Annotated in this window: 20 protein-coding genes and 2 pseudogenes; 11 read left to right on the top strand and 11 right to left on the bottom strand. The window is 72.8% G+C overall.

Annotated elements, in window-relative coordinates:
• Positions 1-965: 965 nt before the first annotated feature.
• From AB0G28_RS33195 to AB0G28_RS33175, 5 genes and pseudogenes are all read right to left on the bottom strand, one after another.
• Complete coding sequence (locus AB0G28_RS33195; protein WP_361098179.1) at positions 966-1,427, bottom strand: phage tail protein; 462 nt, start codon at positions 1,425-1,427, stop codon at positions 966-968.
• A pseudogene (locus AB0G28_RS33190) lies at positions 1,402-1,566 on the bottom strand (DUF6760 family protein); the annotation flags it as partial. The gene AB0G28_RS33195 and the pseudogene AB0G28_RS33190, both read right to left, overlap by 26 nt.
• 20 nt (positions 1,567-1,586) lie before the next feature.
• Complete coding sequence (locus AB0G28_RS33185; RefSeq protein WP_361098176.1) at positions 1,587-1,943, bottom strand: hypothetical protein; 357 nt, start codon at positions 1,941-1,943, stop codon at positions 1,587-1,589.
• The gene (locus AB0G28_RS33180; protein ID WP_361098173.1) at positions 1,940-2,371 is read right to left on the bottom strand and encodes a phage tail protein; all 432 of its coding nucleotides are present in this window, start codon (positions 2,369-2,371) and stop codon (positions 1,940-1,942) included. The genes AB0G28_RS33185 and AB0G28_RS33180 overlap by 4 nt, the downstream gene beginning before the upstream one ends.
• Before the next feature lie 19 nt (positions 2,372-2,390).
• Complete coding sequence (locus tag AB0G28_RS33175) at positions 2,391-3,989, bottom strand: phage tail sheath C-terminal domain-containing protein (RefSeq protein ID WP_361098170.1); 1,599 nt, start codon at positions 3,987-3,989, stop codon at positions 2,391-2,393.
• A 510-nt stretch (positions 3,990-4,499) separates the two neighbouring features.
• On the opposite strand from AB0G28_RS33175, the gene AB0G28_RS33170 reads away from it, so the two are divergent.
• From AB0G28_RS33170 to AB0G28_RS33150, 5 genes and pseudogenes are all read left to right on the top strand, one after another.
• Positions 4,500-4,694 carry a mersacidin/lichenicidin family type 2 lantibiotic gene (locus tag AB0G28_RS33170; protein WP_093951064.1) on the top strand — a complete coding sequence of 65 codons (195 nt, stop codon included), beginning with the start codon at positions 4,500-4,502 and terminating at the stop codon, positions 4,692-4,694.
• Between the two features lie 87 nt (positions 4,695-4,781).
• On the top strand, positions 4,782-5,333 hold the full coding sequence (locus AB0G28_RS33165) for a hypothetical protein (RefSeq protein WP_361098166.1): 552 nt from the start codon (positions 4,782-4,784) through the stop codon (positions 5,331-5,333).
• Positions 5,334-5,410: 77 nt separating this feature from the next.
• The gene (locus AB0G28_RS33160; RefSeq protein WP_361098163.1) at positions 5,411-5,563 is read left to right on the top strand and encodes a hypothetical protein; all 153 of its coding nucleotides are present in this window, start codon (positions 5,411-5,413) and stop codon (positions 5,561-5,563) included.
• Complete coding sequence (locus AB0G28_RS33155) at positions 5,560-7,746, top strand: peptidase domain-containing ABC transporter (RefSeq protein ID WP_361098160.1); 2,187 nt, start codon at positions 5,560-5,562, stop codon at positions 7,744-7,746. Before AB0G28_RS33160 ends, AB0G28_RS33155 begins: the two co-directional genes overlap by 4 nt.
• Positions 7,743-9,008: pseudogene (locus AB0G28_RS33150) on the top strand (FAD-binding protein); the annotation flags it as partial. The gene AB0G28_RS33155 and the pseudogene AB0G28_RS33150, both read left to right, overlap by 4 nt.
• Here the strand turns inward: AB0G28_RS33150 and AB0G28_RS33145 are convergent.
• The 4 genes from AB0G28_RS33145 to AB0G28_RS33130 all read right to left on the bottom strand — a co-directional run bounded on the left by AB0G28_RS33145 (position 8,914) and on the right by AB0G28_RS33130 (position 17,037).
• Entirely contained in the window at positions 8,914-10,077 is a 1,164-nt protein-coding gene (locus tag AB0G28_RS33145; protein WP_361098157.1) for an LLM class flavin-dependent oxidoreductase, read from the bottom strand. The pseudogene AB0G28_RS33150 and the gene AB0G28_RS33145 overlap by 95 nt on opposite strands.
• An 893-nt stretch (positions 10,078-10,970) precedes the next feature.
• A complete protein-coding gene (locus AB0G28_RS33140) occupies positions 10,971-14,066 on the bottom strand; it encodes a type 2 lanthipeptide synthetase LanM family protein (protein WP_361098154.1) in 3,096 nt (1,031 codons plus the stop codon).
• A 3-nt stretch (positions 14,067-14,069) separates the two neighbouring features.
• Positions 14,070-15,191: a hypothetical protein gene (locus tag AB0G28_RS33135; protein WP_361098151.1), complete on the bottom strand. Its 1,122-nt coding sequence runs from the start codon at positions 15,189-15,191 to the stop codon at positions 14,070-14,072.
• Positions 15,160-17,037 (bottom strand): BTAD domain-containing putative transcriptional regulator, encoded by a 1,878-nt coding sequence (locus tag AB0G28_RS33130; protein WP_361098147.1) that lies wholly within the window; start codon positions 17,035-17,037, stop codon positions 15,160-15,162. Before AB0G28_RS33130 ends, AB0G28_RS33135 begins: the two co-directional genes overlap by 32 nt.
• A 181-nt stretch (positions 17,038-17,218) precedes the next feature.
• On the opposite strand from AB0G28_RS33130, the gene AB0G28_RS33125 reads away from it, so the two are divergent.
• Positions 17,219-18,871, top strand: coding sequence for a CotH kinase family protein (locus tag AB0G28_RS33125; RefSeq protein WP_361098144.1), 1,653 nt, complete (start codon positions 17,219-17,221; stop codon positions 18,869-18,871).
• On the opposite strand, the gene AB0G28_RS33120 is transcribed toward AB0G28_RS33125, so the two are convergent.
• Positions 18,872-19,672 (bottom strand): DUF3616 domain-containing protein, encoded by an 801-nt coding sequence (locus AB0G28_RS33120; protein ID WP_361098141.1) that lies wholly within the window; start codon positions 19,670-19,672, stop codon positions 18,872-18,874. It lies immediately after the preceding gene.
• Positions 19,673-19,861: 189 nt separating this feature from the next.
• Between AB0G28_RS33120 and AB0G28_RS33115 the strand changes: the two genes are divergently transcribed.
• The 4 genes from AB0G28_RS33115 to AB0G28_RS33100 all read left to right on the top strand — a co-directional run bounded on the left by AB0G28_RS33115 (position 19,862) and on the right by AB0G28_RS33100 (position 24,898).
• Complete coding sequence (locus tag AB0G28_RS33115; protein WP_361098138.1) at positions 19,862-20,488, top strand: hypothetical protein; 627 nt, start codon at positions 19,862-19,864, stop codon at positions 20,486-20,488.
• Positions 20,489-20,493: 5 nt separating this feature from the next.
• Positions 20,494-21,390, top strand: coding sequence for a hypothetical protein (locus tag AB0G28_RS33110; RefSeq protein ID WP_361098135.1), 897 nt, complete (start codon positions 20,494-20,496; stop codon positions 21,388-21,390).
• 187 nt (positions 21,391-21,577) lie between these two features.
• The gene (locus AB0G28_RS33105) at positions 21,578-21,988 is read left to right on the top strand and encodes a nuclear transport factor 2 family protein (RefSeq protein ID WP_361098132.1); all 411 of its coding nucleotides are present in this window, start codon (positions 21,578-21,580) and stop codon (positions 21,986-21,988) included.
• 60 nt (positions 21,989-22,048) lie between these two features.
• Positions 22,049-24,898, top strand: coding sequence for a BTAD domain-containing putative transcriptional regulator (locus AB0G28_RS33100; protein ID WP_361098129.1), 2,850 nt, complete (start codon positions 22,049-22,051; stop codon positions 24,896-24,898).
• A gap of 97 nt (positions 24,899-24,995) precedes the next feature.
• On the opposite strand, the gene AB0G28_RS33095 is transcribed toward AB0G28_RS33100, so the two are convergent.
• Entirely contained in the window at positions 24,996-25,190 is a 195-nt protein-coding gene (locus tag AB0G28_RS33095) for a hypothetical protein (RefSeq protein WP_361098126.1), read from the bottom strand.
• A gap of 247 nt (positions 25,191-25,437) precedes the next feature.
• Between AB0G28_RS33095 and AB0G28_RS33090 the strand changes: the two genes are divergently transcribed.
• Positions 25,438-26,643: a helix-turn-helix domain-containing protein gene (locus tag AB0G28_RS33090; protein ID WP_361098123.1), complete on the top strand. Its 1,206-nt coding sequence runs from the start codon at positions 25,438-25,440 to the stop codon at positions 26,641-26,643.

Here is a 26,643-nt window from a genome sequence, read left to right as displayed (position 1 = left end):
GCGTGAGTGGAGTTCTGTCGTGTGAAAAACCAACCAGTCCGTGAAGGCCTCCTTCCCGGCTCTTAAGGCCGGGAAGGAGGCCTTCACGGACTTTCAAGCCGCCGGTCAGGTCCGCGCTGGCCGGAACACGACGAGCGCCGGACAAGATCCCCCTTGTGGAGGGCGCTCGGGACACAACAGGGGTCGCACGGCCCGATGGCGCTGCGGCCGGTCCGGCCGGACCTCCACCAGTCGGGAATCCCCTTGCCGAGGCCTGGGTTCCTCCGGTCGAGCCGATCCCGGGCAGGTCCGCTTCGGCCGGGAACCTTCGGACCAGTGCCGCTCCGGCTCCAGCCAGTCCCGTCCGGCCTCCGGCGGCCACCATCCCGGCCGGGCCGCCGGACGAAATTCCCGGTGCGGAGACGGTCTTCGCCGAAGCCGCTCCGGCCGATCCCAGTTTCGGCAACTCCACAACGGGAAAGGCCGACCGCACCGAAGCCGCCGCCCGGACCTCACCCGACGAAGGCGCTCCGGACCGAGCCGCACCCCCTCGGCGAAGAACCGGGCCGGGCAAAGCCGCTCGCGCCGGAGTCGCTCCGGCCGGGTCCGCGCCGGGTGAGGCCGCTCGCGACCGGGCAACGACAAGACGGCCCCGGCGTGGCCCCAGACCTCGACTCCCGGTACCGGAAATCTCCCGGCGGCCGCGAGCCACCGACCGCCGTGCGGTGAGGGCGATCGTCTTCGGCAGCAGGGGTTTAGGCGCAGGCTGCCCGGGGGCGATCAATCGCTGTGACACCGCGGCGGCCGCCCGGTCCCCACCACCCTGGCTCCGGCGGGTCACCAGCCACCGGGCGACCACGCGCCACCAGGGCGGCCGCACCGGCAACCCGGCCACCCCGCCGGCCGACCCGTGCCCGGACCGCGCACGGCCCGGCAGCAACCGCCGCGTCACGCGGGACAGCCGTCCCCGCGCCGCACAACCGGGGCTACTTCTCCGGCTTGAAGCCACAGTGGCACACCTCCAGCTCCTCGACGGCGAGATCACGCGAGGACGCCGCCAGGCGCGGTCCGGTCCACTTCACCGGATACGCCTCGACGAAGCTCCACCGGCGGACCGTCCGGCCCTTGGTGTCCAGCAGCTTCACCGATCCGCCGAGCCGCTCGAGGCGGTTTTCCGCCTTCGCGAACCCGTCGCCGGAGCACTTCGCGAACCACTCGAACAGGTTGTCCGAATCCGTGATCCCGCGCTTGAGCACCAGGTTCGGCCACTTCATCCGGCCGGGCAGCTTGTGCGTGTAGTGGTTCTGGCCGCCCTCGGCCAGCTCCTCGGTGTCGATCTGCACCGACAGTCCCGACACCTCGGTGAACGCGCCGATCGTCAGGCCGTCCACCAGGAACACGAACCGGCCGGTGAACGGCGGATCAGGCGTGCGTGCCGTCCCGGTCACCCTCCACCCCCTGCCAGAACCGTTCGTTCAATCCGCCTACCTCGGTGAGCAGCCTGATCCGGTCGCCGTGTTCGAGGTCCAGCAGCTGGTCCAGGCCCCAGTGCAGGTGGTAGGCCAGGTACGCGACCTCCCGCCAGAGCTCGTCGACGGCGTAACGTGCTAGTCCACCGCCAGCACCTCCTGCGGGAAAGGGGTGCCCGGCTCCAGCGTCTCCAGGATGCTCGCGTCGCCGAAGTTGATGATCCGGTAGAAGTCCTGCAGGTACTGGTAGTCGCTGACGAACAGCTTCTCGACCACCTTCGGCGTCACCTGCGCGATGTCACCCAGCTCGGTGATCACCTTCGCCAGGACGATCACCGTCGCGTAGGCCTCGTTCTCCTTGACCCGCGGGTCGCGCAACGGCTCGATCTCGTCACGGGCGCAGGCCAGCCGCATCACCCCGGTGCGGTGCAGCGAACCCTCGTCGTCCACATAGCCCTTCGGCAGGGTGAAGGGGTATTCGGTGTGCAGGCTCACGCGCGGACCAGGCCTTCGTGGGTGATGACGACCTTCTCGGTCGCGACGTCGTTGGCGCCGGCGTCGAAGTCCGCGCCGGTCCACTTGGACGGCCACCCGTCGGTGAAGTTCCACCGGGCGACCTCCTCCATCTTGGAGTTCTTCGCGACGATCGACCCGTGCCGGCGGGCCTTGTCGATGTCGCCGTCGATCACTTCCTTGCGCCACTCCCACAGCGAGTGCGAGGTGTCGATCCGGCGCTCCAGGGTGATGTCGGACCACTTCATCGCGCCCGGCTGCTTGCGGATGATCATCCGGCCGTCCTTGGTGACCTCCTTGTACTCGATCGTCTCGGTCTCCGACTCGATCCCGGAGACCTTGCGGAAACTCCCCATCTCGACACTGTCGATCTCCAGCACGAAGACCGACGTCGTCGCCAGATCCGGCACTTGCTACTCCTTCCGGGAGCTATTCCGAAGTGGTGGCGCCGCCCTGCCACTGGCTGATCCGGAACACGACGAACTCCGCCGGTTTCACCGGGGCGAGCCCGACGTCGACGACCAGTTTTCCTTCGCTCACCGACGACTCCGGGTTGTTGGACTCGTCGCACAGGATGTAGAACGCCTGTTCCGGGGTGGCTCCGACCAGGGCGCCCTGCATCCACAGGCCGTGCAGGAACGCCGCGACCGTGCGCCGGACCCGCGCCCACAGGTCGCTGTCGTTCGGCTCGAACACGACCCACTGCGTCCCGCGCCGGATCGTCTCCTCGATGAAGATGAACAGCCGCCGCACGTTGATGTAGCGCCAGCTCTGGTCGGTCGCGGCCAGGGTGCGCGCGCCCCAGATCCGGATCCCGTTGGCGCCGAAGGACCGGATGCAGTTGACCTGCGCGGGGTTGAGCAGGTCCTGCTCGCCGTCGGTTACGTCGTTCGCGAGCCGCGCGACGCCGCGGCAGACCTCGTTCGCCGGGGCTTTCCACACGCCGCGGTTGCCGTCGGTCCGCGCCCAGACCCCGGCGACGTGCCCGCTCGGCGGCACCGTGAGGAAGCGGTCCCCGTTCGTCGAACCCGGCCGGGTGAGCGGGTTCGGCACCACCAGGTGCGGGTAGTACGCGGCGCCGAACGCGCTGTCCTTGCCCAGCGCGTTGCGCCATTCCAGGGCGCGTTGCGCGTCGAGGCCGGGCGGGGCGTCGAGGATCGCCATCTTCGTCCGGCTGCGCTCGCACCAGTCCACCAGCCGTCCCTGCGCGGCCAGGTAGACCTCGTCGTCGAACGAACCGTCGTCACGGGTGGCGAGGGTGATCAGGTCGGGGATGGCGACCATGCTGACCGTGTCGGCGACCGCGAGTCCCGCGTATCCGGTGCGGGCCGCCTCGGATCCCTCGAACTCCTGCGGCGAAACGCTCGCCGCGGCCGGGCCGGCGGGCTCGATCGAGTACCGGCCGGGGGCGGGCAGCCGGTCGGCCAGCGCCGTGCCGGGGACGTTGTGCACCTCGACGCGGATGAGCTTGGAGTGCCCGTTGACCAGTTTCTCCACGCCGCGCTGGCCGCGGCCGAGGCCGACCGCCGGGTAGTCTTCCCGGACCTGCCCGTCTTCCACGACCTTCAGGGTGAACTCGCCGCCGGAGGGTTCCTCGCCCTCCGCGGGTGGCGCGGGCGGTTCGATGACGACCTCGCAGTTCACCGCCGGGTCGAGCGCTTCCACCGTCAGCGTTTCGATTTCCTGTTTGCCGCCGGACACCAGCACCCGCCGGGGCCGCTCGGCGCCGTCCGGGGCCGGGATGCGCACGATGTAGCAGGTGGTCCCGCCGTTCTCGAAGAAGCCCTTCACCGCGTGCGGCAACAGGATGCCGGGCGCGAACCCGCCGTAGATCCGTTCGTACTGCGGCCAGCTCGTCACCAGCTGCGGTTTGACCCCGTCCGGGTCGGCCGGGTCACCGGCTTCGGCGTGGTAGGCCGCGGTGAAGCCGACGAAGGCCGCGACCGCGGTGCCGACCCCCTGCAGCGGCATCGACCCACTCGGGCGTTCCTCGATGTAGACCCCTGGGGCGCCGTAGGTCGCCGCCATGTTCGACTCCTCGGTTCGGACGTGCATTTCTCGCCGAATGATTCGGCGCTCCGTCAAGAATTCGCGCGAAGGTGCCCGATGCCGTGCCGTCCTCCCCTGTTCGTCCGCCGTCCCAAGCGGTAAACATTGCCCACGGCGCAATTCGCCGTCAAGACCCCGCCGGGGTTCGTCGCCGGACGGCAACCGCCAGGGCGGGACCGCGAATTCCCCTTTGCCCACCCCAAGGGGCAGCGAAGATCAACGGCGTCGGCGTTGGGCCGCATGCCGCAGCAAGGTATGACCCGATCGACGCAACCCGGCCCACCGAACCGCGCTGCCCGAGGCGAATTCAAGATCATTTCCGCCACCCGTCGAAAGGCTTCGCGGAAAATCGCGGGTCCCCTTTCCCCATTGTTCGCGAACCCGGCTCCGACCGCTCGCCCACCGGCTGCCCACCACCGCGGGGCAACGTGACCGCGGCAGGCGTGGGCGGCCAATCCCGGCCGTCCCATCGGCACCGAGGAGAAACGCATGTCCGATCACGAAATCATCCGGTCCTGGAAGGACGAAGAGTTCCGGAACAGCCTCGGCCCCGCCCAGCGGGCCGTGCTGCCGGGCAACCCGGCCGGCCTGATCGAGCTCACCGACGAGGCGCTCGACGACCTCATCGCCGGCGCCGCCGCGCTGGACTCCTGCTGCTGGAGCAGCTGCACCTCCACGCAGTAACGGTGGCCGCGGCCCCGGCGGCGCACTCGCCGCCGGGGCCGCGTGGACGAGGTCGTGGGGAAGACGTCGCGGGGTAGAGGAGAGCAGATGGCCGAGGAACCCGGGGCACGCCGGTCGATCTTCCGGGCGCAGGCGCTGGAGTACCACCGCACCGGCCGGTGGGCGGTGGTCCTGCCGCCGTCGGCCCGGCCACGGGTCTTCCGGCGGCTCTGGTTGGTGCTGGCGGTGCTCGGGCTGCTGATGGCCGCCCTCGCCGCGCTGCCGGAGCCGGTTTACGGGACGGGCAGCGCGTTCGCCGTCCCGGGCCGGGACGTGGGCAGGCCCGCGGAGGCGGTGGTGCTCGTGATCGCGTTGCCGGCGACGGATCTGCCCGGCCTGGCCGACGGCGCACCGGCGGTACTCCAGCAGGGCGACGTCCGCGGCACGGTCCAGGAGCACGAGCGAGTTCCCTTGGCGGCGGCCGAACTGACGGCCCGGTTCGGGATGACCGGCACCGGGGTGCCGGATCCCGCGGCGGTCGCCGTGGTGAGCCTGGACGCCGGCACGGTGACGGCCGGCGACCGTCTCCCGGCCAGGGTGCGGGTCGGCTCCCGCAGCGTCCTGGCCGGACTTCCGGTGCTCGGCAAGGTGTTCGGATGAGCGCCCGGTGGTGGCACCAAGGCGGGCGCCTTCCCCGGCGTGCTGACCGGATTGCCTTGGCCCGGCTGACTTTCCCGATGAGCGCCCGGTGGCGCGCGCTCGCCCGCCGGCTGCGCTCCCCGCGCCGGATGCCGATGCGCCCGGACATCGGCGCAGTCGGCGACCGCCTCCCCGCCAACGTGCGGATCGGATCCCCCAGCCTGCCCTGGCCCGGCGAGGTTTCGCGATGAGCGCCCGGTGGTGGCGCGCGCTCGCCGGATGGCTGTTCCCCCGGCGCCGGGTGCCGGTGCTGTTGCAGCTCAGCGCCACCGAATGCGGTGCCGCGTGCCTGGCGATGCTGCTCGGCTTCCACGGCCGCGTCACCCAGGTCTCGGAGTGCCGGGAGTTCTTCGGCGCCGCGCGCGATGGCATCACCGCGCGGGCGCTCGTCCAGGCCGCCCGGTCGTTCGGGTTGCGCACCAAGGTCTTTTCGCTCGACCTGCCCGCACTCGGCCGGCTCGAGCTGCCCGTGATCGCGCACTGGTCGTTCAACCACTTCGTGATCATCGAACGACGGCTGCGGCGCGGTTACCGGATCGTCGACCCGGCGGTCGGCCGCCGGATCGTCGACGACGAGGAGTTCGCGCGCGAGTTCACCGGCGTCGTCATCACGGTGGCTCCAGGGCCGGGACTCGCCGCGCGCCGGCCGGGGCAGTCGGCGTGGTCGGTGTACCTGCGGCAGGTGCTGCGGATGCGCGGCTGGCGGCGGATGCTCGTCCAGGTCGTCGCCGCTTCCCTGATCCTGCAGGCAATGGCGCTCGCGGTCCCGGTGCTCACCAAGGTGCTCGTCGACTACGTCATCCCGCTGCACCTGACCGATCTGCTGGGGATCATCGCCGTCGCCACGGGGCTCATCGTCGTCACCAACCTCGTCGCCGGGTACCTCCGCTCGGCGATCCTCATCCACCTGCAGGGCCGCTTCGACACGCAGATCATGCTCGGCCTGTTCGGCCACCTGCTGAGCCTGCCCTACACCTTCTTCGCGCAGCGCACCAGCGGCGACCTCCTGCTGCGGCTGGGCAGTTCCGCGGTGATCCGGGAGATGCTCACCGGCCAGGCGTTGTCCGCGGTGCTCGACGGCGGGTTCGTGCTGGTGTTCCTCGTGGTCCTGTTCACCCAGAGCTGGGTGTTCGGGCTGCTCGCGTTCGGGATCGGCGCCGTCCAGGTGGTGGTGCTGCTGGTCACGGCACGCCCGCTGCGCGACCTGACCCAGCGCTACCTCGTGGCCCAGGCCGAGTCGCAGGGGTTCGGCGTGCAGCTGCTCAAGGGCATCGGCACGCTCAAGGCCAGCGGCGTCGAGGACCGGGTGCTGGACTTCTGGTCCAACCTGTTCCACCGCGAGCTCGGCTTTTCCCTGCGCCGCAACCAGTTCGCGGCCGTCGTGGACACGGTCCTGAACGCGCTGCGGACGTTCGCGCCGCTGGTGCTGCTCACCGTCGGCATGGTGAGCGTGACCGGCGGGTCGATGCCGCTCGGCACGATGCTGGCGCTCATCGCCGTCGCCACGGCGTTCCTGACCCCGCTCGCCAACCTCGTCACCACCGGCCAGCAGCTGCAGCTGGCGGGCGCGCACCTGCGCCGGATCATCGACGTCGTCGAGGCCGAGCCCGAACCGGCCACCCCCGCGGGCGAACCGCGGCTCACCGGCCGGCTGGAACTGTCCGGGGTCTCGTTCTCCTACGACCCGCACGGGCCGCGCGTGCTCGAAGACGTCTCGTTCACCGCCGAACCCGGGCAGAAGATCGCGCTCGTCGGCCGCACCGGGGCCAGCAAGAGCACCCTGGCCTTGCTGCTGCTCGGGTTGTACCAGCCGACCGGCGGGACCATCCGCTACGACGGGACCCCGCTGGCCGAGCTCGGCATCCACGGGGTGCGCCGCCAGTTCGGCGTCGTGCTCCAGGAACCCTTCCTGTTCAACGGATCCATCCGGGCGAACATCTCGATCGGCGACCCCGCCATGCCACTGGACCAGGTGGTCGAAGCGGCGCGGCTCGCCGGCATCCACGACGAGATCGAGCGGATGCCGATGCAGTACGAGACGTTGCTCGGCGAAGGCGGCAGCGGCCTGTCCGGCGGCCAGCGCCAGCGGCTCGCCCTGGCCAGGGCACTGGCCACGAACCCGACGTTCCTGCTCCTCGACGAGGCGACCAGCCACCTGGACATGGCGACCGAAGCCCTGGTGGACACCAACCTCAGCGGGCTGGCGTGCACCCGGATCGTCATCGCCCACCGGCTGTCCACCATCCAGAACGCCGACCGGATCCTGGTGCTCGACCGGGGCCGCGTCGTCGAGTCCGGCCGGCACGAAGAGCTCCTCGAACTCGGCGGCCACTACGCCGACCTGCTGCGCACCCAACTGGAGCGAACCCCATGAACGACCGGGCATTGACGGCGGACCTGCGCGGACTTCTCTCCGGCCGCGTCTCGGACGACCCGGCGGCGCTGACGGCGCACGAGACCGACTACGGCCAGATCGTGTACCGCCGCCCGGCCGTGGTGGTCCGCCCGGACGGTCCCGCGGACATCGCGGCCACCCTGCGCTACGCCACGAAGCACGGCGTTCCGGTGTCTGCCCGGGGTGCCGGGCACTCGCTGCGTGGACAGTCCACAAACGACAGTGGCATCGTGCTGGACCTGACCGGCTTGGCTCACCTGTCGGTGGACGCCGGCGCGCGGCTGTTCCGCTGCGGTCCGGGCGCCCGGTGGCGCGCGGTGGTCGCCGCCGCGGCCCGGCACGGGCTGGTGCCGCCGGTGCTGACGAGCTATCCGCACGTCACGGTCGGCGGCACCCACTCGGCGGGCAGCTGGGGCGAGTCGTCGTTCCGCCACGGGGCCCAGGTCGACAACTGCACGGGCCTCGAAGTCGTGACCGGGGCCGGCGAGCTCCTGCGGTGCGGTCCGGAGACCGAACCCGAGCTGTTCGGGCACGTCCTCGGCGGGATGGGCCAGTTCGCCGTGATCACCGAGGTGGAGCACCGGCTGCGCGAGTACCGCCCGATCGCCCGGACCTACCCGCTGCGCTACGAAACGGTCGAGGAGATGCTCGCCGACCTGCGGCGCCTGGTGGCTGTCGGCACCCCGTTGGACAGCCTGGAGTCCACCATCGAAGCCGCTCCCGACGGCACCTGGCGCCACCGGGTGCTGGCCACGCTGGAGATCGACGACGTTGACAGCGCTCCGCCGCGCTGCCCGGTGGCGGGTCTCGTGGGTCGCCAGGATCCGCCGTCCGACCAGCCCGCGTCGACGTTCCTGGCCCGCCCGCAGGCCGGCGAGGTTCCGCCCGTGCCGGGCGTCGCCCAGCCGTGGGTGGTGGCCTACCTGCCGTGGTCGCGCGCGCGGGTGTTCCTGTCGGTGTGCCAGCGCCGCCTGCACGGCCTGCTCGCCGGCGCCGACGCGATGGTGCTGTGGCCCGCCCGGCGGGCCGTGACGGCCACGCCGATGCTGCGGGTCCCGGAAAGCGAAGCGGGGATGGTCATGGTCGCGCTCTTCCCGCGCGTCGCCACCGCGAAGCTGCCGGGCGCGCTGGCGCTGCTCAGCAAGGTCAGCGACCTGGCGCTGGAACTGGGCGGCACCCGGCACCTGGCCACGTGGGTGCATTTCGACCTGCCGCGCTGGCGGCTGCACTTCGGCACCGAGTGGCCGAAGGTGAACGAGCTGAAGCACCGTTACGACCCGGCCGGGATCCTGAACCCGGGTTTCGTCGAGTACGAGCCTTCGACCACACCCCCGCCAGCAGCTCGAAACTCCGCACCCGCGTGGCGACTTCGGCGGACTCGGTGATCACCATCAGCTCGTCGGCCGCGGTTTCCCCGGCGAGCGCGGTGAGCCCGGCGGCGACGGTGCCCGGCGCGCCGGCGATCAGGTTGATCGGCAGCCGCCGGGCCTTGTCGAGGTACGGGTGCGCCGCGGCCGAGGCCGGGCTGAGCAGCAGCTGTTCCCGGCGGCCGGTCAGCATTTCCAGCACGCGCACGCGCTGCGGGTCCGCCAGCCGGTTCGCCTCGTCGTCGGAGTCCGCGGCGAGGACATTGATCGTGACGATCACGTAGGGCCGGTCCAGGACCGCCGACGGGACGAACGTCTCGCGGTACAGCCGCAGCGCGGGCAGCGTGGCGCCGGTGCCGAAGTGGTGGGCGTAGGCGTAGGGCAGGCCGAGCCGGGCCGCGAGCCGGGCGCTGAAGTCACTCGACCCGAGCAGCAGGACGCTCGGCGAGGTGACGGCGACAGGGGTCGCGGCGAACCGGTCCCAGACGCCGTCGCTCGTCCGCGGGTCACCGAGCAGCCCCAGCAGATCCTGCAGGTAGCGGGGAAACTCGGCATCGGTCAGCCCGGCCGGCGCCCGGCGCAGCATCGACGCGGTGGCCGGATCGGTCCCGGGTGCCCGGCCGATCCCCAGGTCGATCCGCCCGGGATGCAGCGCTTCCAGCATGGCGAACTGCTCGGCGACGACGAGCGCGGGATGGTTCGGCAGCATCACGCCCCCGGACCCGACCCGGATCCGCGAGGTCACGGCGGCAAGGTGAGCGGCGAGCACGGCGGGCGAGGTGCTCGCGACACTGCGCGCGTTGTGGTGCTCGGCAACCCAGAAGCGGTGATAGCCGAGCTCATCGGCACGGCGGGCGACCTCGGTGGTGTCCCGCAGCGCATCGGCACTGGTGGCGGCGCTGCCGAGGAGGGCGAGGTCGAGCACGGACAGCGGAACGGTCATCGGAGGCTCCTCGTTTCGGGTGGGTCAGGTCGGGCATCCAGCGCAGTGCGCGAGTTCCGGTGGCTCCCGGCGCCGATCGGGAGAGGGCCTGGAGCGCCCCAATGTGGCGTTGGTTGCGTCCAGCGCACCCAATGTGGCGTTGGTTGCGCTGGACGCACCGAACGCCACATTGGGGCGCTTGAGCCGGGCCGAGCACGCCGGGCTAAGCCGGGCCAGGCTGGGGCCGCGGCTGGGCGCGGCTTGGCTGGGGCCGCGGCTGGGCGCGGCTTGGCGCGGCGGCTGGCTCCGGGGCCAAGCCGGGACGAGCCAAGCCAGGCGAGGCCGAACCAAGCCAGGCCAAGCCGGGCCGAGCCGCGGCAGGCCAAGCCGGGCCAGGCCGAGCCGGGCCTGGCTGGGGCCGCGGCTGGGCGCGGCTCGGCGGTTGGCTCCGGTGGATCCGGGGCCAAGTCCGGCCAGGCCAAGCCAGGCGAGGCCGAACCAAGCCAGGCCAAGCCGGACCGGGCCGAGCCGCGGCAGGCCAAGCCGGGCCAGGCCGAGCCGGGCCGAGCCGGGCCTGGCTGGGGCCGCGGCTGGGCGCGGCTCGGCGGTTGGCTCCGGTGGATCCGGGGCCAAGTCCGGCCAGGCCAAGCCAGGCGAGGCCGAACCAAGCCAGGCCAAGCCGGACCAGGCCAAGCCGGACCAGGCCAAGCCGGACCGGGCCAAACCAAGTCGTGCCGGACCAGGCCGTGCCGGACCAGGCCGTGCCGAGCCGGGCCGGGCCGGGCCGGGCCGAGCCAGGCCAAGCCGAGCCGAACCGGGCCAGACCGAACCGGGCCAGGCCAAGTCGTGCCGGGCAGGGCCGAGCCGGGCCGGGCCGAGCCGGACCCAGCCACATTCCCGTCGGCGCCAACGCACTACGGTCTGGGCGGTTCGAGGGCAAGCACCGACGGAACGTGAGCCGGATCCGCGGCGCGCAGCAGGCCGTAGCCGATGCCAGCCAGCCCGGCCAGCAACCCCGGTGTCTCCGCGCCCGTCGGGACGCCGCAGCGCCAGCCGTGGCGGTCGATGCTTGCCAGCACCGCCGCACCACGGTCCGCCGCCTCGTCGTGGCCGGCCGCCAGCAGGAGGTCGAGGCTGCCGAAGTCGCCGTGGCACAGGCTGTGGTTGGCGCCGAAGCCCGTTGCCAGCGCCGCCGTCGTCGCGGCCGTGATCTCCGCGGTGCGTTCCGCGTCCGCGGGGCCTGGCAACCCCAGCCTGCCGAGGCCGATTCCCACCGCGCCGTGGCACCACGCCGTCATGCCCGACGCAGGGCCGTCGGCCCGCAGGTCCGGCCAGTTTCCGCGGTCCGGCAGGAACTGCGCCCGTTCATAGCCGATCGCCCGGGCCGACGCGTCGGCGAAGCGCCGTCCCGCGCCGAGTTCGGCGACCGTCGCCAGGGCCCAGCCGATGCCCGCCGCGCCGTGGGCGAAACCCGTCAGCGGCCGGTCGGCCATCGGCGACGGCCAGCCGAGCGTGTCGCCCGCCGGCAAAGCGTTGGCCAGCAGGTGGTCGCCGCAGCGCACCACGGCGTCGATCAGGCCGCTGTCCGGCCGGTGGCGGTGCAACGCGGCCAAAGCGCCGATGCACCCGGCCGCCCCGCCCATGACGTCGAACTGCGTGTCCGCCTCGACCAGCCCCGCCACGCCGGCCGCGAGCTCCACCGCTTCGTCGAGCAACCCCGGCCGGTCCCACAGGACACCGAGGTGCGTGAACAAGTAGACCGGGCTGCCCAGCCCGGAGAAGGCGCCGATCTGTCCCGTGTGGACGCTCCCCCGGCGGGCCAGCCGCCGCACGGTCGACAGACCGCCCTCGGCCAGCGCCGTGTACCGGTCCTCGCCGGTGACCTGGCCCAGGTGGGCGAGGAACAGGACGATGCCGGACACGCCGCCGTAGAGGTCGACGTCGAGCGCGGTCAGGTCCCAGTACTGCTCCTGGAACGCGGTGAGGCCGAGCCAGTACAGGTCGTCACCGCGCCGGACGGCGAGCTTCTCCAGCCGGTTTCCGACGGCCTTCGCCGCGGCGAGGTAGTCGGCCGCGCCCGCGATGCCGGGCACGAGCTGGCCGCCGTAGGTCGCGGGGCCGGCGGTGCCGTCGCCCAGCGCCAGCGACGTGAGCGAGCCGCGGACGATCCAGGTCTGCCAGTCGAGGTCCGCCACCGAGAGCCCTTCGATGCGCTCCCGCGCCACCTCCATGCTCGGCCGCTCCAGGAAACCCGGGACCCGCTCCCCCTCGCTGGTCCGGACGTCGACCGACTCCGGCGTGGTGACGAAGATCGGGATGTCCCCGCGCCACAGGTCGGCGCGCTCGGCGCCGATCACCCGGCCGAGATAGGGGAAGTCACCGACCGACACCCACAGCTTGTCGAAGAACCGGTCGCGGTCGAGGCCGTCCCGGAGCAGGTCCGGGTGGAAGCTTTCCCGAAGCAGCAGGCTGTAGATGTGGGTGGGCCGCACGATGACCCGGATCTCGTCCGCCGCGAACCGCGCCAGCGGGCCTTCCGGGGCCAGCAGGTCCGCGCGGTGCTCCAGGATCCCGCGGTAGGTGTCGCGGAAACCGTCGACGAGCTCGTCGGCGTAGTCCAGTACGTTGACCTCGGCGTCGCGCAGGGTGGGCCGGTTGTGCCCGCCGGAGGTGGCCATCCGCTTGCGGTCGGTGCGCATCCGGTCGGTCCCCGTCTCCGCCCAGTACTGCGACGCGCGCGGCGACAGCTGGTTCTCCTGGTAGCCGAGGCCGGACAGGTCCAGGCCGGGCGCGCCGGTGTGCCCCCAGGAGCGCTGCGGCAGCAGGCCGACCCGCAGCACGGAGTCGAGCGACGCCGTCGGGCCGCCGAGCGGGATCTCCGACTGGACGGCCATGTTCGGCTGGAACAGCGACTCGAGGTCGACCACCACCGGGTGCTCCCCCGCCGCGATGAGGTTCTCGTAGTGCATGTCCGTGCCGCCGAGCCCGTACATCAGCGCCAGGTAGGCACCCAGCCTGCGGTAGAAGCGCGCCACCTCCGCCTCGGTGCGGCACGTCGTCCGCGCGCAGAACTCGGTCCAGCCGTACTCGCCGCGGTCCAGCACGGTGAGCGTCCGCAGCCCGAGGCCGGGCACCACGGTGCCGAGCCACTCGAGCAGCTCCTGGAAGTGCGCGTCCACCGCCAGGGACTTCGGCTTGTACACCAGCCTGAAGCCGCCGGCGAAGCCCGCGACCAGCACGGCGCGGCCGCCGCGGTGGCGGTCGCCGAGGTTGGCCTCCACAGTGGACAGCAAGCCGGGGTCGGCCGGGGAGAACCGCTCGAGGATGTCCGGCCAGTCCGCGGTGAGCCGGCGCAGGAACTCCACGTGCACGGCCGTCTGCCGCCGGACGTGCTCGGCCAGCAGCCTGCCGAGCAGCGGGTACTCGGCGAACAACGCCTCCACGGTGGCCGGCTCGCGCAGGCGCCGCACGAAGCTGAGGTAACGCTCCTGTGGCGTGTCGCCCGCCGTTTCCCCGCGCAGCCGCGCCACGTTCAGCTCGAGCGCCAGCGTCCGTTCGACCATGGTGGGCACCGTCGGCAGCAGGTGCGCGCGCAGCAGGTCCGCCGCGCCCGCCGGGTCGAGCGGGCCCCCGGCGGCGGCCAGCTCGGCCGCGGCCGCCGTCACCTCGGCGCACGCGTGCCGCACCAGGGGCTCGACCAGGGCGAGAAACCCGTCCGCGCCGCCGTCGCCGGGCGACGGCGGCTCCGCGAACGCGGCGACGTCGGCGAGCCAGGCCGGCCGGTCCAGCCGGGTGTGCAGCGCGGCGTCGTCCTCCCCGAGGACCGCGGCGAGGTCGGCTTCGGTGATCCCGTCGGCCGCCAGCCGCCGGGCCAGCCAGTCGCCGGAGTCGAACGGCCGCTGCCGCCGCCACCGCGCCAGCCGCCGGGCCCCGCGTTCCGGGTCCGCCGCGGCCCCGGCGGGCAGCCGCTCGGCCAGCGACAACCCGCGATACCACTGTTCGGTCAGCACAGCTCAAGCTCCTGTTCCGTCGGGAAAAGCGGTGAACCTGGCCTGCCGGGTGACCGGGTCGAAGGCCAGCCAGTCGTGCGTCAGCTCGAGGTAGGCCTTCGCCACCACCGGGCGGTCCGGCTCGAAGACGACCTTGACGTGCGCGAGCTTGCGCAGGAGCACGCTGAGCACGTTCGGCCCGTGCCGGTCGGACGCGGCCCGCAGGCCGGCGGGCCAGCTCTCCTGGTCGATCCGCTCGTGGTCGAACCCGATGCAGGCCAGCAGGGGGTCGCGTTTGTGCCGGGCGCACAGCCCGTCCTCGACCAGCCGGTCCAGGAACGGCCGCCAGCGGGCCGCGCTGTCGTGCAGGCTGCGGCGGGCTTCCAGGTTGTACTCGATCCCGAGCCGCGGCCGCACCGACGTCCCGACGTCCAGGGCCAGCGTGGACAGCGTGGTGAAACCGTCGAGGCTCTCGCGGACCGCGTGCAGCTGCGCGGCCGAACCGGTCCAGCCGATCCGCTCGAGGTAGGCGGGCACCCCGCTCGCGGGCAGGCCGGCGACGCAGACCCGGACCGGATCCGCCGGCCTGCCGAACATCACGCCCAGCGAGAGCCAGCGCGCTTCGGGCGGCAGTTCGGTGACGCAGGTGGCGATCGTGGCCAGCACGGCGGGATCGACGTCACCGGCGCCGAGGACGGCGAGCGCGGCCCCCGCGGTCGCCGCCGGGTCGGCGGACCGCGCGGCGGCCGGGTCGACGTCGGCGAAGAACGACGGCGCGGGCAGCGCGGCTCCGGCGTGCGGGCGGGGCAGGTCGAACTCGAGCCACGTCTGCGCGAACGCGGCCAGCGGCGAATCCGGCGCGGCCCAGAGGCGGGCGAAGGCACGCAGCCGCGTCCACGTGGCCGGGGCGGCCGCGCCGTCCGCGTTCGCGAGCGCGCCGGCTTCGGAGCGCAGGAAGCGGATCAGGAAGTCGGCGCGGGGCTCCTCGAGGCCGAGGTGGCACTCGACCATGCACGCGGCGGGCGGGAACGCGCCCGACCACCGGCCGAGGCACTCCGCCGCCGTGGGCGAGAGCAGGACCGGCGCGATCCGGGGCAGGGCCACCCGCAGGTGGTCACGCAGGGACGGAACGGCTGTCGCGGTCATGGTTTCTCCGTGGGTGAGGGGACCCGGCGTCCGCACCCGGGGCTTCACCCTGGAGCAGGCGGGTCGGCGGATGGTGGGCAGCCGGTCGGAACGGCTCGTCGAGGCTCGCGGCGTACGCCCGGAGCAGTCCGGAAACGACGTACCGGCCTGCCGCGCCGGGCGCCACGAGGTGTTCGGCGGCGAGCAGCTCCAGGACGCGGCGGGCCGCGCAGGCCCCGCCGCCGAGCGCCGCGGCCACCGTTTCCGCGTCCAGGCTCCGGAACCGCGCGGCCAGCCGGAACACGCGGCTCGCTTCGGGCGGGAGCCGCCGGGCGGACCAGGAGAACGCCGCTCGCACGCCGGCCCGCGGGTCACCGCCGGCTTCCAGCACCTCGAGCCGGTGCTCGCCGAGTTCGCCGGCGAGGACGGCGAGGTGCTCCGCCGGGCGGCCGGTGACGTACTCGGCGGCGACCCGCAACGCCAGCGGCAGCCGGTCGCAGTGCTCGGCGAGCGCCGCCGCGGCCAGGGGCTCGGCGTCGGCCCGCTCGCCGATCAGCTTGCGCAGCAAGGTTCTCGCGTCTTCCGGGGGAAGCGGCCCGAGCCCGAGCCGGTGCGCGCCGTGGAGCGCGACCAGCCCGGGCAGCGTGTTGCGGCTCGTCACGACCACGGCACAGGACGGCGTGCCGGGCAGCAGCGGGCGGATCTGTTCGACCGTGGCCGCGTTGTCGAGGACGAGCAGCACCCGCCGGCCGGACACCGCGGTGCGGAACCGGGCGGCCCGCTCGTCGACCTCGACGGCGTGGTCCGGCTCCGCGACGCCGAGCCCGGCCAGGACTCCCGCCAGCGCGACCGCCGGCGCCAGTGGCGGGCCGGGGTCGTAGCCCCGCAGGTCGACGTACAGCTGCCCGTCCGGGAACCGGTCCCGGACGGCGTGCGCCCACCGCAGCGCCAGCTCGGTCTTGCCGACGCCCGGGGCGCCCAGCACGGCGAGGATCGGCACCGCGGAGCGGGACGCGGTGAGCAGGTGCGTCAGCTCGGCCAGCTCGGCGTCGCGTCCGGTGAACCCGGCGGCCACCGCGGGCAGCTGCGCGGGCACCGGCGAGGCCCCGGCACGCGCGGTGGTCCGCGCCGCCGCCTCGGGCGTCCCGGCCAGCACGACGCGGTGTGCCTGCCGGAGCGTCGCACTCGGCTCGACCCCGAGCTGCTCGACCAGCGAACGCCGGATCCGCCGGTACACGGCGAGGGCGTCGCTCTGCCGGTTGGCGCCGTGCAACGCCAGCATCAGCTGCGCCCACAGGCGTTCCCGCAGCGGGTGCTGCCGGACCAGCGCCTGCAGCTCGGCCACCAGCTCGGGATAGCGGCCGATCCGCAGGTCGAGGTCGACCCGCTGTTCGAGCACCGAAAGCCGGCGCTCGTCCAGCCGCGCCGCCTCCGCCCGGCACGCCTCCGGGACCAGCCCGTCCAGCGCGGGCCCGCGCCAGCACGACAGCGCCTCGCGCAGGGCCGCCGCCTGCACCGGCGGGTCGTCCGGCAGCCGCCCGGCGGTCTCGACCAGCTCGTCGAAGCGGTCGAGGTCCCGTTCGCCGGGCAGGACTTCCAGCAGGTAGCCGGGCGGGTGGGTGAGCAGCCGGTCCGTGCGCCCGACCCGCAGCGCCTTGCGCAGCCCCGCGATGCACCCCTTCAGCAGGCGCCGCGCCGAGTCCGGCGGGCGCTCGCCCCACAGGTGGTCGATCAGCCGGTCGGCCGACACGACGGAGTTGGCGTTGACCAGCAGGACCGCGAGCAGCGCCCGCTGCTGCGGGCCGCCGAGGTTCAACCGCTCGTCGCCGTCCCACACCTCGAGCGGGCCCAGCATGCCGAACTTCATGGCGGCGACGGTCGCAAGGCTCGTCGACAGTTCGTCGACAATCGGTCGACAGCTCCTCCGGCACTTCGTCACCACCTTACGCCACAATGGGTGATACACCAACGAGTACGGTTTCCCGGCGCGGTGTTTTCGACGCTTTTCCGTCGCCGAATCGGCGAAAAATCCGCCGTACAATGACGCGATGAGCATCCAGGAGCAGCAGGCACTCGATTCCCTTTACGACATCGACAATGTCCTGACGATCAATATCGTGATGCCGGCCGCGGACTGGGAGGCGGTGCGCACCGAGCAGCCGGCGGGCGGGGTGTGCAACTTCGACTGGACCGGCGGCAGCCGTTACACGTGGCGGAAGGCGACGTCGGTCGAGCTGTCCGGGACGAAGTTCCCGAAGACCACGTCGTTCTCCGACGTCGGGATCAAGAAGAAGTCCTTCTGCGGCTCGATCAACAGCGGCAAGCCGTGCCTGCACATCGACTTCGGGAAGTTCCTCGACGACAACAAGGCACCGGTCCAGAAGCTGATCGGGTCGCGTTACCTGACGCTCAACAACTCGGTCCAGGACCTCTCCTACGTCCGCCAGCTGCTCGGCTACAAGCTGTTCGAGCTCGCCGGCCTGCCCCATTCCCGGGGCAATTTCGCCAAGGTGCTCGTGAACGGCACGCCGATCGGGCAGGGCGTGGCCGGTGTCGACAGCCCCGGCGTCTTCGTGAACGTCGAGCCGATCATGCCCCGCTACATCGAGCGCAACTTCGGCCACACGAAAGGCAACCTCTACGAGCTCGAGCACAAGGACGATTTCGTCGACGGCCGGTTCTCGTTCATCGGGGTGGAGTCGCTGTCGGCGTTCGACGACAAGGCCGACCTGCGGTTCGCCATCGACCACATCGCCGCGCACGGGGTGGCCGGGGCCGGGGAGGTCTTCGACCTCGACCAGTTCATCCGGCTCTACGCGATGGAGTTCTTCCTCAAGCACTGGGACGGCTATTCCCGGAACACCAACAACACCTACGTGTACAACGACGTGGACGCCGTCGAGAAGCCCGGCGTGCACGACATCAGGTTCAAGATGATCCCGTGGGGGCTCGACCAGACCCTGCAGCCCGCCCGGCACTTCCGGATCGACACCGCCGGGCTGCTCGCCAAGCTCGTCCGCGACGACCCGGGCCGCCGGGCGCAGCTGATCGACCGGATCCGCGGCTACCGGGACACCGTGTTCGGCTACAAGACGCAGCAGGAGGTGGTGAAGCCGCTGCTCGACCGGATGGGCACGGTGCTGACCGGGCTCGGCGTGGCCGATCTGCCCACGAAGCTCACCGAAGTGCGGAAACAGCTCCGGCTCGCCACCTCCGCCGGCTATCTGTGCTCCGGCCTGCCGGGGACCGACGGCGCCTACGTCCGCGAGGACGTCACCAACGAGTGCATGCACGCCAGCGGCAGCGAAACCCTGCCCGCGCCCGACGCCGGCGGCTTCGAGGTCGTCCACCGCCTGCGGCCGGCGAGCGTCGACGACACCGATCTGTGGTGCTTCGCCGCGCTCGGCACCGGGCAGTCGCTGAGCAGCAAGGCGTCCGGCCGGTTCCTGCACGCGACCACGACGACGTCGGCCCAGGGCCACGAACTGCTGTGCACGCGGGCGGCGGACGACGCCGAGCACGCCGAAGAGTTCACCGTCGCGCCGCTCGACCCGCCGGACGATCCCTTCACCTACAGCGGTTACTTCACGGTGACGAGCGTCCGGACCGGCCTGGGCGCGGCTTTCGGGACCGACCCCACACCGGGCGGGAAAGCGCGGGTCCACCAGGACCCGGCCCCGTCGAAACTGTACTTCTCCTGATCAGAGGACCGCGTAGCCGCCGGCGTCGTCGACGACGAGGATCCGCTGCTCGCCGCCGGCCGAAAACGGCGTGACGCCCTCCGGCTTCGCGGTCCGGTGGAAGGTGATGCCGAGCAGCTCCACCCGGTCGCTGCCGCGCGTCCACGTGCCGAGCCGGAACGGCGCGTCGCCGTCGCTCGTGGACCGCCCGAGCAGCAGCAGGAAACCGCCGGTCCGCGGGTCGGGTGAAATGTCGCGGACGCCTTGGACCACGTCCGGCTCGGGCAGGCGTACGGGCACGACGACGGGACGGCCCAGCGCCGCGGTCGTCCACCGCCCGCCACCGGCGTCGACGGGCACCTCGACCAGCGTGACCCGCCCGGCCGCGGCCGGTCCCCGCAGGCCGAACAGCAACGCGCCCGCGTCCCAGGCCAGGCCTTCGACGTTCAGCCCGCCCGCGTCCGGCGCCAGCAGGCCCGCCGCGGCGAGCGTGGGTTCACGAGCGAGCAGCCAGTCGCGGAACCCGTCCATCGGTTCGGCGGGCAGGTCCCCGTCGGGGCGGTAGTGGACGCGGACCAGGCCGTCGCAGATCCGGTGCCCGTTCTCGGCGCACAGCGAGGAGGAGACGATCAGGAAGATCTCCCCGTCCCGGTCGACCCGCGTGAGCCCTTCCGGATCCCGCAGGTTTCCGGCGTCCACCCCGGTCAACCGGCGCCGGTGAATCCGTTCGACCTCGCGCAGGCCGGCGTCGAACTTCATTTCGAACAGCGATCCCGGGTCCTTGTTGTCGACGAAAACGAACCGCCGGGCACCCACTCGCACGACTCCCGAGGCGTTGAACGGAAATTTCCCGTTCCGTTCGGGAAACGGTGTCGGCTTGACCTTCTTCCGCCCCGCCACGTCGCCTCCCCTGCCGCGTTCGCCACCGAGGGAAGTGTAAGGCCCGGGAACTCGGAAAAGGGTGTATCACCGCGGCTCCTCGGCGGCTCCGCGCACCGAGGAGGAAACACCATGAAGCCGTTTCGTTCGATCTTGCCGCTCCTGGCGCTGGCGGCCGGCCTGGCCGGCTGCTCGACGCCGGCTGCTCCCGGCAGCACCGGCGCGGACACCGCCACGGTGGAACCGCCGCCGTCGACCCCGGGCACCGAGCCGAGCGGGGTGGAACCGCCGAGAGCCGGCGACCACGGCGTCTCGATCTCGATCCCCCGGCTGCCGATCGGCGGGAACGCCGACCCCGACGGGCCGCAGCGGCAGTGCGCGACCGCGGGCTGGCTGCAGCCCGAGGTGTTCCCGGAGGGCGGCGTCACGGTCACCGAGGTCACCGCCGATCCGCCGGAGGGCTACCGCGTGGGCGGCGGCTGCGGCGGGCTTCGCGGGTGCGCCGGGTTCACCTTCCGCCCGGGCGGCGGCCGCTGTTCCGTCGCGGTAACCGGGCCCGGAACTCCCGATGCGCAGCTGAAGTTCGCCGGTGTGTTCACCTGCGCGCCCGCGCGTGAAAGCTCGTGCCGGGAGCTGCTGCCGCAGGTGAACCCGGGATCGATCGGACTGTCCCAGCCGGAGGAAACGACCGGGCCGGAGTCGTCGGCGACCGAGGCCCCGCCGACCTCGGCGGAATCCTCGCCGAGCCCGACCGGGTGAGCCCGATGGCCGAGGAGAGCACCGCGCCCGGCCGGCTCGAGCGGCTCGTCGAGTCGGGCAAGGCCGTCATCCCGCCGCTGACCCTGCTCAGCGCGCTGCTGTTCTACTTCGGCTACGTTTCGGCGCGGTCGCAGTACGAGTACTTCGGCGTCGACGTCGACACGATCGGCCTGGGCACGCAGGACTACATCATGCGCAGCCCGCAGCCGCTGCTGACGCCGTTGCTGGTGTTCGCCGCGGCCGGGGCCGGCGCGGTCGCGGCGCACGCGGCCGTCCGGCGACGGATCCACACCCCGGCGTCCGCGCGGACGGCCGTCCGGCTGCGCGGGCTCGGCCGCGCCGCCCAGGTGGCGGGCGTGCTCGGCCTGACGGGCGGTCTCCTGCTGGTCCTCGGGTACGCGTTCCTGCGTGGCTGGCCGCTGTACGGGCTCGTGACCCCGCTGCTGATCGCGGCGGGCGGCACGCTGGTCCGCTCGGGCGCGGCCCTCCGGAGGCTCCTGCGGCCCCCAGCCGCCTCGGAGACGCCGTTCCGGCGGATCTCCACGGCGATGGTGTACCTCGTCATCGCCGTCAGCGCGTTCTGGATGACCGCCACCGTGGCCCAGTGGTCCGGCCGCGGGCTCGCGATGGACGAGGCGACTCGCCTGGACAAGCTCCCCAGCGTCATCCTCGACACCAAGGAGAGCCTCTTCCTGCACAGCCCCGGCATCCAGGAAACGAAGCTGCCCGTTTCCGAAGGGCAGACGTTCCGCTACCGGTACCGGCACCTGCGCCTGCTGATCCACGGCAAGGACCGGATGTTCCTGGTGGCCGACCAGTGGTCGCCGAGCAGCTCGACGATCATCGTCCCCCTGGACGACTCGGTGCGCGTCCAGTTCCAGTTCCAGAACCAGGAGCCCTGAAGCCCTCGGCCCGGGCCGGCGGTGGGTCCCCGCCGGCGGCGGGGTCTCGCGCCGGGGATAGCCCGCGGATAGCGCAGCGCAAGCCCGCCCGGTCAGACTGGGCGTACCCGCCGGTCCCGGCGGCGGTCCCGGCCCGGGCTTCGCCACCCGGACCCCCCGCGAAGACGATCAGTGGAGGGACGCCGAAATGGCGCCAGCTGGAGCAGGAAAACACGCTCGGCCGAGTGCCGCCGCCGGCGCGTTCGGCATCGACCACGTGCGGCTCAGCTACCACTATCTCGATATCGGGGATCTCGACGGATACGGTTCCCTTTTCACCGCCGACGCGGTTCTGCATTTTCCGGGAATGGCGCCGATAAAGGGCCGCCGCGCCATTGAAAGATTCCGGGCCGCCAGGTCACCGGCGGGACACACCCTGCAGAGCGTGACGGTGACGCACGGTGAGGTCGTGGTGAACGGCGTCATTGCCGCCATTGGGCCGAACGGCGGAAGTACAAATACCGCCTTCGTCGACAGCTTCACGCTTTCGGACTATGGGCTTATCGAGGTCCAGAAGACAGACTTCGGTTCCGGGGAAAATTCACGAGCAGTCGGATGAGGACGGGTGGCTTGTTCCGCCCGCCCGCGCCGGCCACGGAATCGGCATTGAGGGAACAGCGTGAGTTTGACCAGCGGGCCGCCGGGCGATGAGCCCGTCTACAGGATCCTCGGTCCCCTGGAGATCCGGGACCTCGCCGGGGGTGAGCTCCGCATCCCGCCCGGCCGCCAGCAGACCGTCCTCGCCGCGCTGCTGGTCGAGGCGAACCGGGTGGTGAGCCTGGACCAGCTCATCGAGGCGATCTGGTACGACGACCCGCCGGCGACCGCGCGCACGCAGGTCCAGATCTGCATCTCCCGGCTGCGTCGCGCGCTGGCCACCGCCGTCGGCCCGGACACGCTGGTGACCCGCGGCCCCGGCTACGAACTGCAGGTGGCCGACGGGCAGCTCGACGCCCGGACGTTCGCCGGGCTGGTCTCCGGCGCCGCCGAGCTGACCAGGACCGGGGCGCTGGAGGACGCGTCCCGGATGCTCGGCACCGCGCTCGCGCTGTGGCGCGGCCCCGCGCTGAGCGGGACCGGGAGCCGGCTGCTGGAGGCCAAGGCCAGTCACCTCGAGGAGCAGCGGCTCAACGCCGTCGAAGGCCACTTCGACCTCGGGCTGCGGCTCGGCCGGCACCACCAGCTGATCGGCGAGCTGGCGAGCCAGGTGGCCGCGAACCCGCTGCGGGAACGGCTGCGCGGGCAGCTGATGCTCGCGCTCTTCCGGTCCGGGCGGCAGGCCGAGGCGCTGGAGACCTACCGGGCCGGACGGGACCTGCTCGTCGAACAGCTCGGTCTCGAGCCGGGGGACGACCTGCGCCGGCTGGAGGCCGCGATCCTGGCCGACGACGCGGGGCTGCGCCGGAGCCCGGCCCCCGAAACGCCGGTGGTGCCGGCGCACCCGCCGGTGGTGCCGTTCCAGCTGCCGGCCGACATCGCCGACTTCACCGCCCGCGACCCGCTGATCGAGCACACCGAACGGCTGCTGCTCGGCCACCCGGGGCGCCGGGCGACGCCGGTGGTGGTGCTGGCGGGCAAGCCCGGCGTCGGCAAGACCGTGCTCGCGGTGCACGTCGCGCACCGGATCGCCGAGGACCACTGCCCCGACGGCCAGCTCTACTGCGATCTCGGCGGGACCCGCGCCCACCCGGCCGACCCGCTCGACGTCCTCGGCCGGTTCCTGCGCGCCCTCGGCGTCCCCGGCCCGGCGGTGCCCGGCTCGGTCGACGAACGCGCGGAGATGTACCGGCACCGGCTGGCGGGCAAGCGGATGCTCGTGGTGCTGGACGACGCGCAGTCCGAGCGCCAGGTCCGCGACCTGCTGCCGGGCAGTTCCAGCTGCGTGGTCGTGGTGACCAGCCGGGTCCGGCTCACCGGGCTGGCCGGGGCCGGCGTGCTCGACGTGGACGTCCTCGACCCGGAGCAGGCGACCGGGATGCTCGCCACGATGATCGGGACGGACCGCGTGGCCGCCGAACCGGCCGCCGCCGACGCGCTGGTGCGGCTGGTCGGCGGGTTGCCGCTCGCGCTGCGGATCGTGGCCGCCCGGCTCGCCGCGCGGCCGAGCTGGTCGCTCGCGTGGATGCTGGAACGGCTTTCGGACGAACGGCGGCGGCTCGACGAGCTCGCGCACGGCGAGCTGATGGTGCGGGCCAGCCTCGCGCTGACCTACGACGGCCTGGCCGGCGACGCCCGGCGCCTGCTGCGGCTGCTCAGCTGCCTCGACCGCCTCAGCTTCCCGGTGTGGGTGGCCGCGGCGCTGCTGGAGGCCGACCCGATGCGGGCGGCCGACCTGCTCGAACGGCTCGTCGACGCGCAGATGCTGGAGATCTCGGCGATCGAGCGCGACGGCAGCCCCCGCTACCGCTTCCACGACCTCATCCGGCTGTTCGCCCGCGAGCAGCTCGACGAGCACGAGCAGGCGAGCGGCCGCCGGGCGGCGCTGGCCCGGGTCGCGAGCGGCTGGCTGGGCCTGGCCACCGAAGCGCACCACCGCATCTACGGCGGCGACTTCACCGTGCTGCACGGACCCGCACCCCGGCAGCGGCCACCCGCCGGCGCCGTCGACCGGATCCTGGCCGACCCGCTGCTGTGGTTCGAAGACGAGCAGGACAACCTGTGCTCGATCGTCGCGCTGGCCGCCGAGGCCGGGCTGGACGAGTGTGCCTGGGACCTGGCCGTCACGATGGTCGCGCTGTTCGAGAACCGGTGCTACTTCGACGCCTGGGAGCGCACGCACCGGCAGGCCCTGGCCGCCGTCCGCGCGGCGGCCAACCGCCGGGGCGAGGCGGCTTTGCTGTGCTCGCTGGGTTCTCTGCAGCTGAGCCGGTCACGGCCGGACGCCGCGGCCGAGCCCCTCTCCGCCGCGCTGGCGACGTTCGAGGACCTGGGCGACGCCCACGGAACGGCCATGGCGCACCGCAACCTGGCACTGCTCGACGAAGCCCGCGGCACGGACCCCCGGCCCCGCTTCGAGCGGGCACTGGCCGAGTTCCGGGTCGCCGGGGACCCGGTCGGCGAGGCGTACGTGCTCGGCAGGCTCGCGCAGACCGCGCTCGACACGGGCGACGAGGAACGGGCGGGGGAACACCTGGCCGAGGCCCTGCGGATCTGCGACCGGACCGGGACGCCCCGCGTCGAGGTCCAGCTGCGATACCGGCTCGGCGGCCTCCTGATGCGCCAAGGCCGGCACGACGAAGCGGCGGAGCTGCTGACCGGGCTGCTGAGCCGGGCACGCGCGGCCCGCGACGTCGCCGGCGAAGCCCGCATCCTGCACCGGCTGGGGTTGGCCCACGCCCGGCTGGGCCGGCGCGAGACGGCCGAGCGGCTGCTGGTGGAGGCCCTGGAACTGCAGAGCCGGATCAGCGGCGGCGCACCCGATGATCGGGTGCGGGCCGACCTCGCGGCGTTGCAGGCGCTGCCCGGCTGAGCACCGGGTCACCGCGATGGCTCCCGATGTCTTGAACGAGTCGTTCAAGACATCCGACGCCATGAACGAGTCGTTCAAGACCTCGCCACGGAAGGGTTCACCACGGGGTGTCGGCGGAGGTGCCGCTCCACGGCGTGTCCAGCGGCGCCGCCCACGGGGTGTCCGCCGGGGCGGTGGCCCACGGGGTGTCCGCCGTGGCCGCCCAGGGGGTGTCGGCGGGGGCCGCCTGGGCCGCCGTCGCGCCGAGGACCGGGAGGAGAACCGCAGTGGCGATCGCCGGGAGAATACGCACCGTCGTCTCTTTTCGTTCGGGGGGCGATGATTTTGTCCGTTCCTTGCCCCACCGACGTTAGGAACGCCCGGCATCGCGTCGCTATCGCCGGGCTGCTCCGGCCGTTATCGCCGGAGTTATCGTGCTCGCGGTGGCTGCGTGATAACGCCGGGATAGCCGCGCTCACGATGCTCGTCCCGTGGTGGAAATCGCAGCCGGACAGCCGGATCCCCGTATCGGGAACGGCGCTGACAGGAACGGACGATTCGTGCAGCGGAATTTCGGTGAACTGCTGAAGGCGCACCGCACAAAACGGGGTGCCACCCAGCGGCAATTGGCGGACCTGTCCACGGTGAGCATTCGCGCCATCCGCGATCTCGAGTCCGGCCGGGCGCACCGGCCGCGCCGGGACACCGTGCGGCTGATCGCGGACGGCCTGGGCCTGCGCGGCCGCGAACGCGCGGACTTCGAGGCGGCGGGCTGCCACCCGGCGGCCGGCGACTTCCGGCTGCGGTGCGCCGACCCGGCCCCGCCACCAGCCCCGTTGAACGCGCTGCTCGGCCGGGACGAAGAGGTCACGGCCGTGCGCGAGCTCCTGGCCGCGGGCAGCCACCGGCTGGTGACCATCACCGGGCTGAGTGGCGTCGGCAAGAGCCGGCTGGCCCAGGAGGTCGCCGTCGGGGTGCACGAATCGGGCGGGGTCGTCGTGCTGTGGTCGTCCGCCGGGGCTGGGGAGCAACCCCTGCCGAGAACCGGCGGCGAGCTCGCGGTCCTGATCGGCGACCGCCCGGCCCTGCTGGTCCTCGACGGCCACGAGCCGGACCGGGTCCGCCTGGACGACTTGGCCGTCCTGCTGCGCGAATGCCGCGGGCTGCGGATCCTCGCCACGGCATCGGTGCCGTTCGGCCTGCCGGGCGAGCGGGTCTTCCCGCTGACGCCGCTCGCCGTGCCCGAGCCCGGAAGCGGTGACCCGGTCGCGCTGGCGGCCGTGCCGTCGGTCCGGCTGCTGGTCCGCGAGGTCCGCCAGGTCCGCACGGGGTTCACCCTCGACCGGACGACGGCCGCGGACGTGGCCGCGCTCTGCCGGCGGCTCGACGGCATCCCGGCCGCGCTGGAGGCGGCGGCCTGCTGGTTCCTGGTCTACGAACCGGCGGCCGTGCTGGAGCACGTCCGGACCGACCCGTTCGCCCTGACGGCGGACCACCTGCCCGGCCTGCGCGACACCCTCGACTCGGCGGTCCGCGGCCTGGACGCCACCGAGGTCTCCCTCCTGGCGCGCTTGACGGGCTTCGACGCGGGCTGGTCGGTCGGCGACGTGGCGGGCCTGACGGGCATCCCGGCGGCGGCCGGCGCCCGGTTCGTCCGCCGCCTGGTCCTGCACGGCCTGGTGCGCCCGGCCGGCCCGGACCGCACCCGGTTCCGCACCCTGGACCTGGTCAACGCCCTCGGCCTGGACCACCGGGTGGCGGTCTGA

The sequence above is a fragment of the Amycolatopsis sp. NPDC021455 genome, from assembly GCF_040640995.1.
Taxonomy (GTDB): Bacteria; Actinomycetota; Actinomycetes; order Mycobacteriales; family Pseudonocardiaceae; genus Amycolatopsis.
Note: the sequence above shows the minus strand (reverse complement) of the source record. Positions and strands in the feature narration are given on the sequence as shown.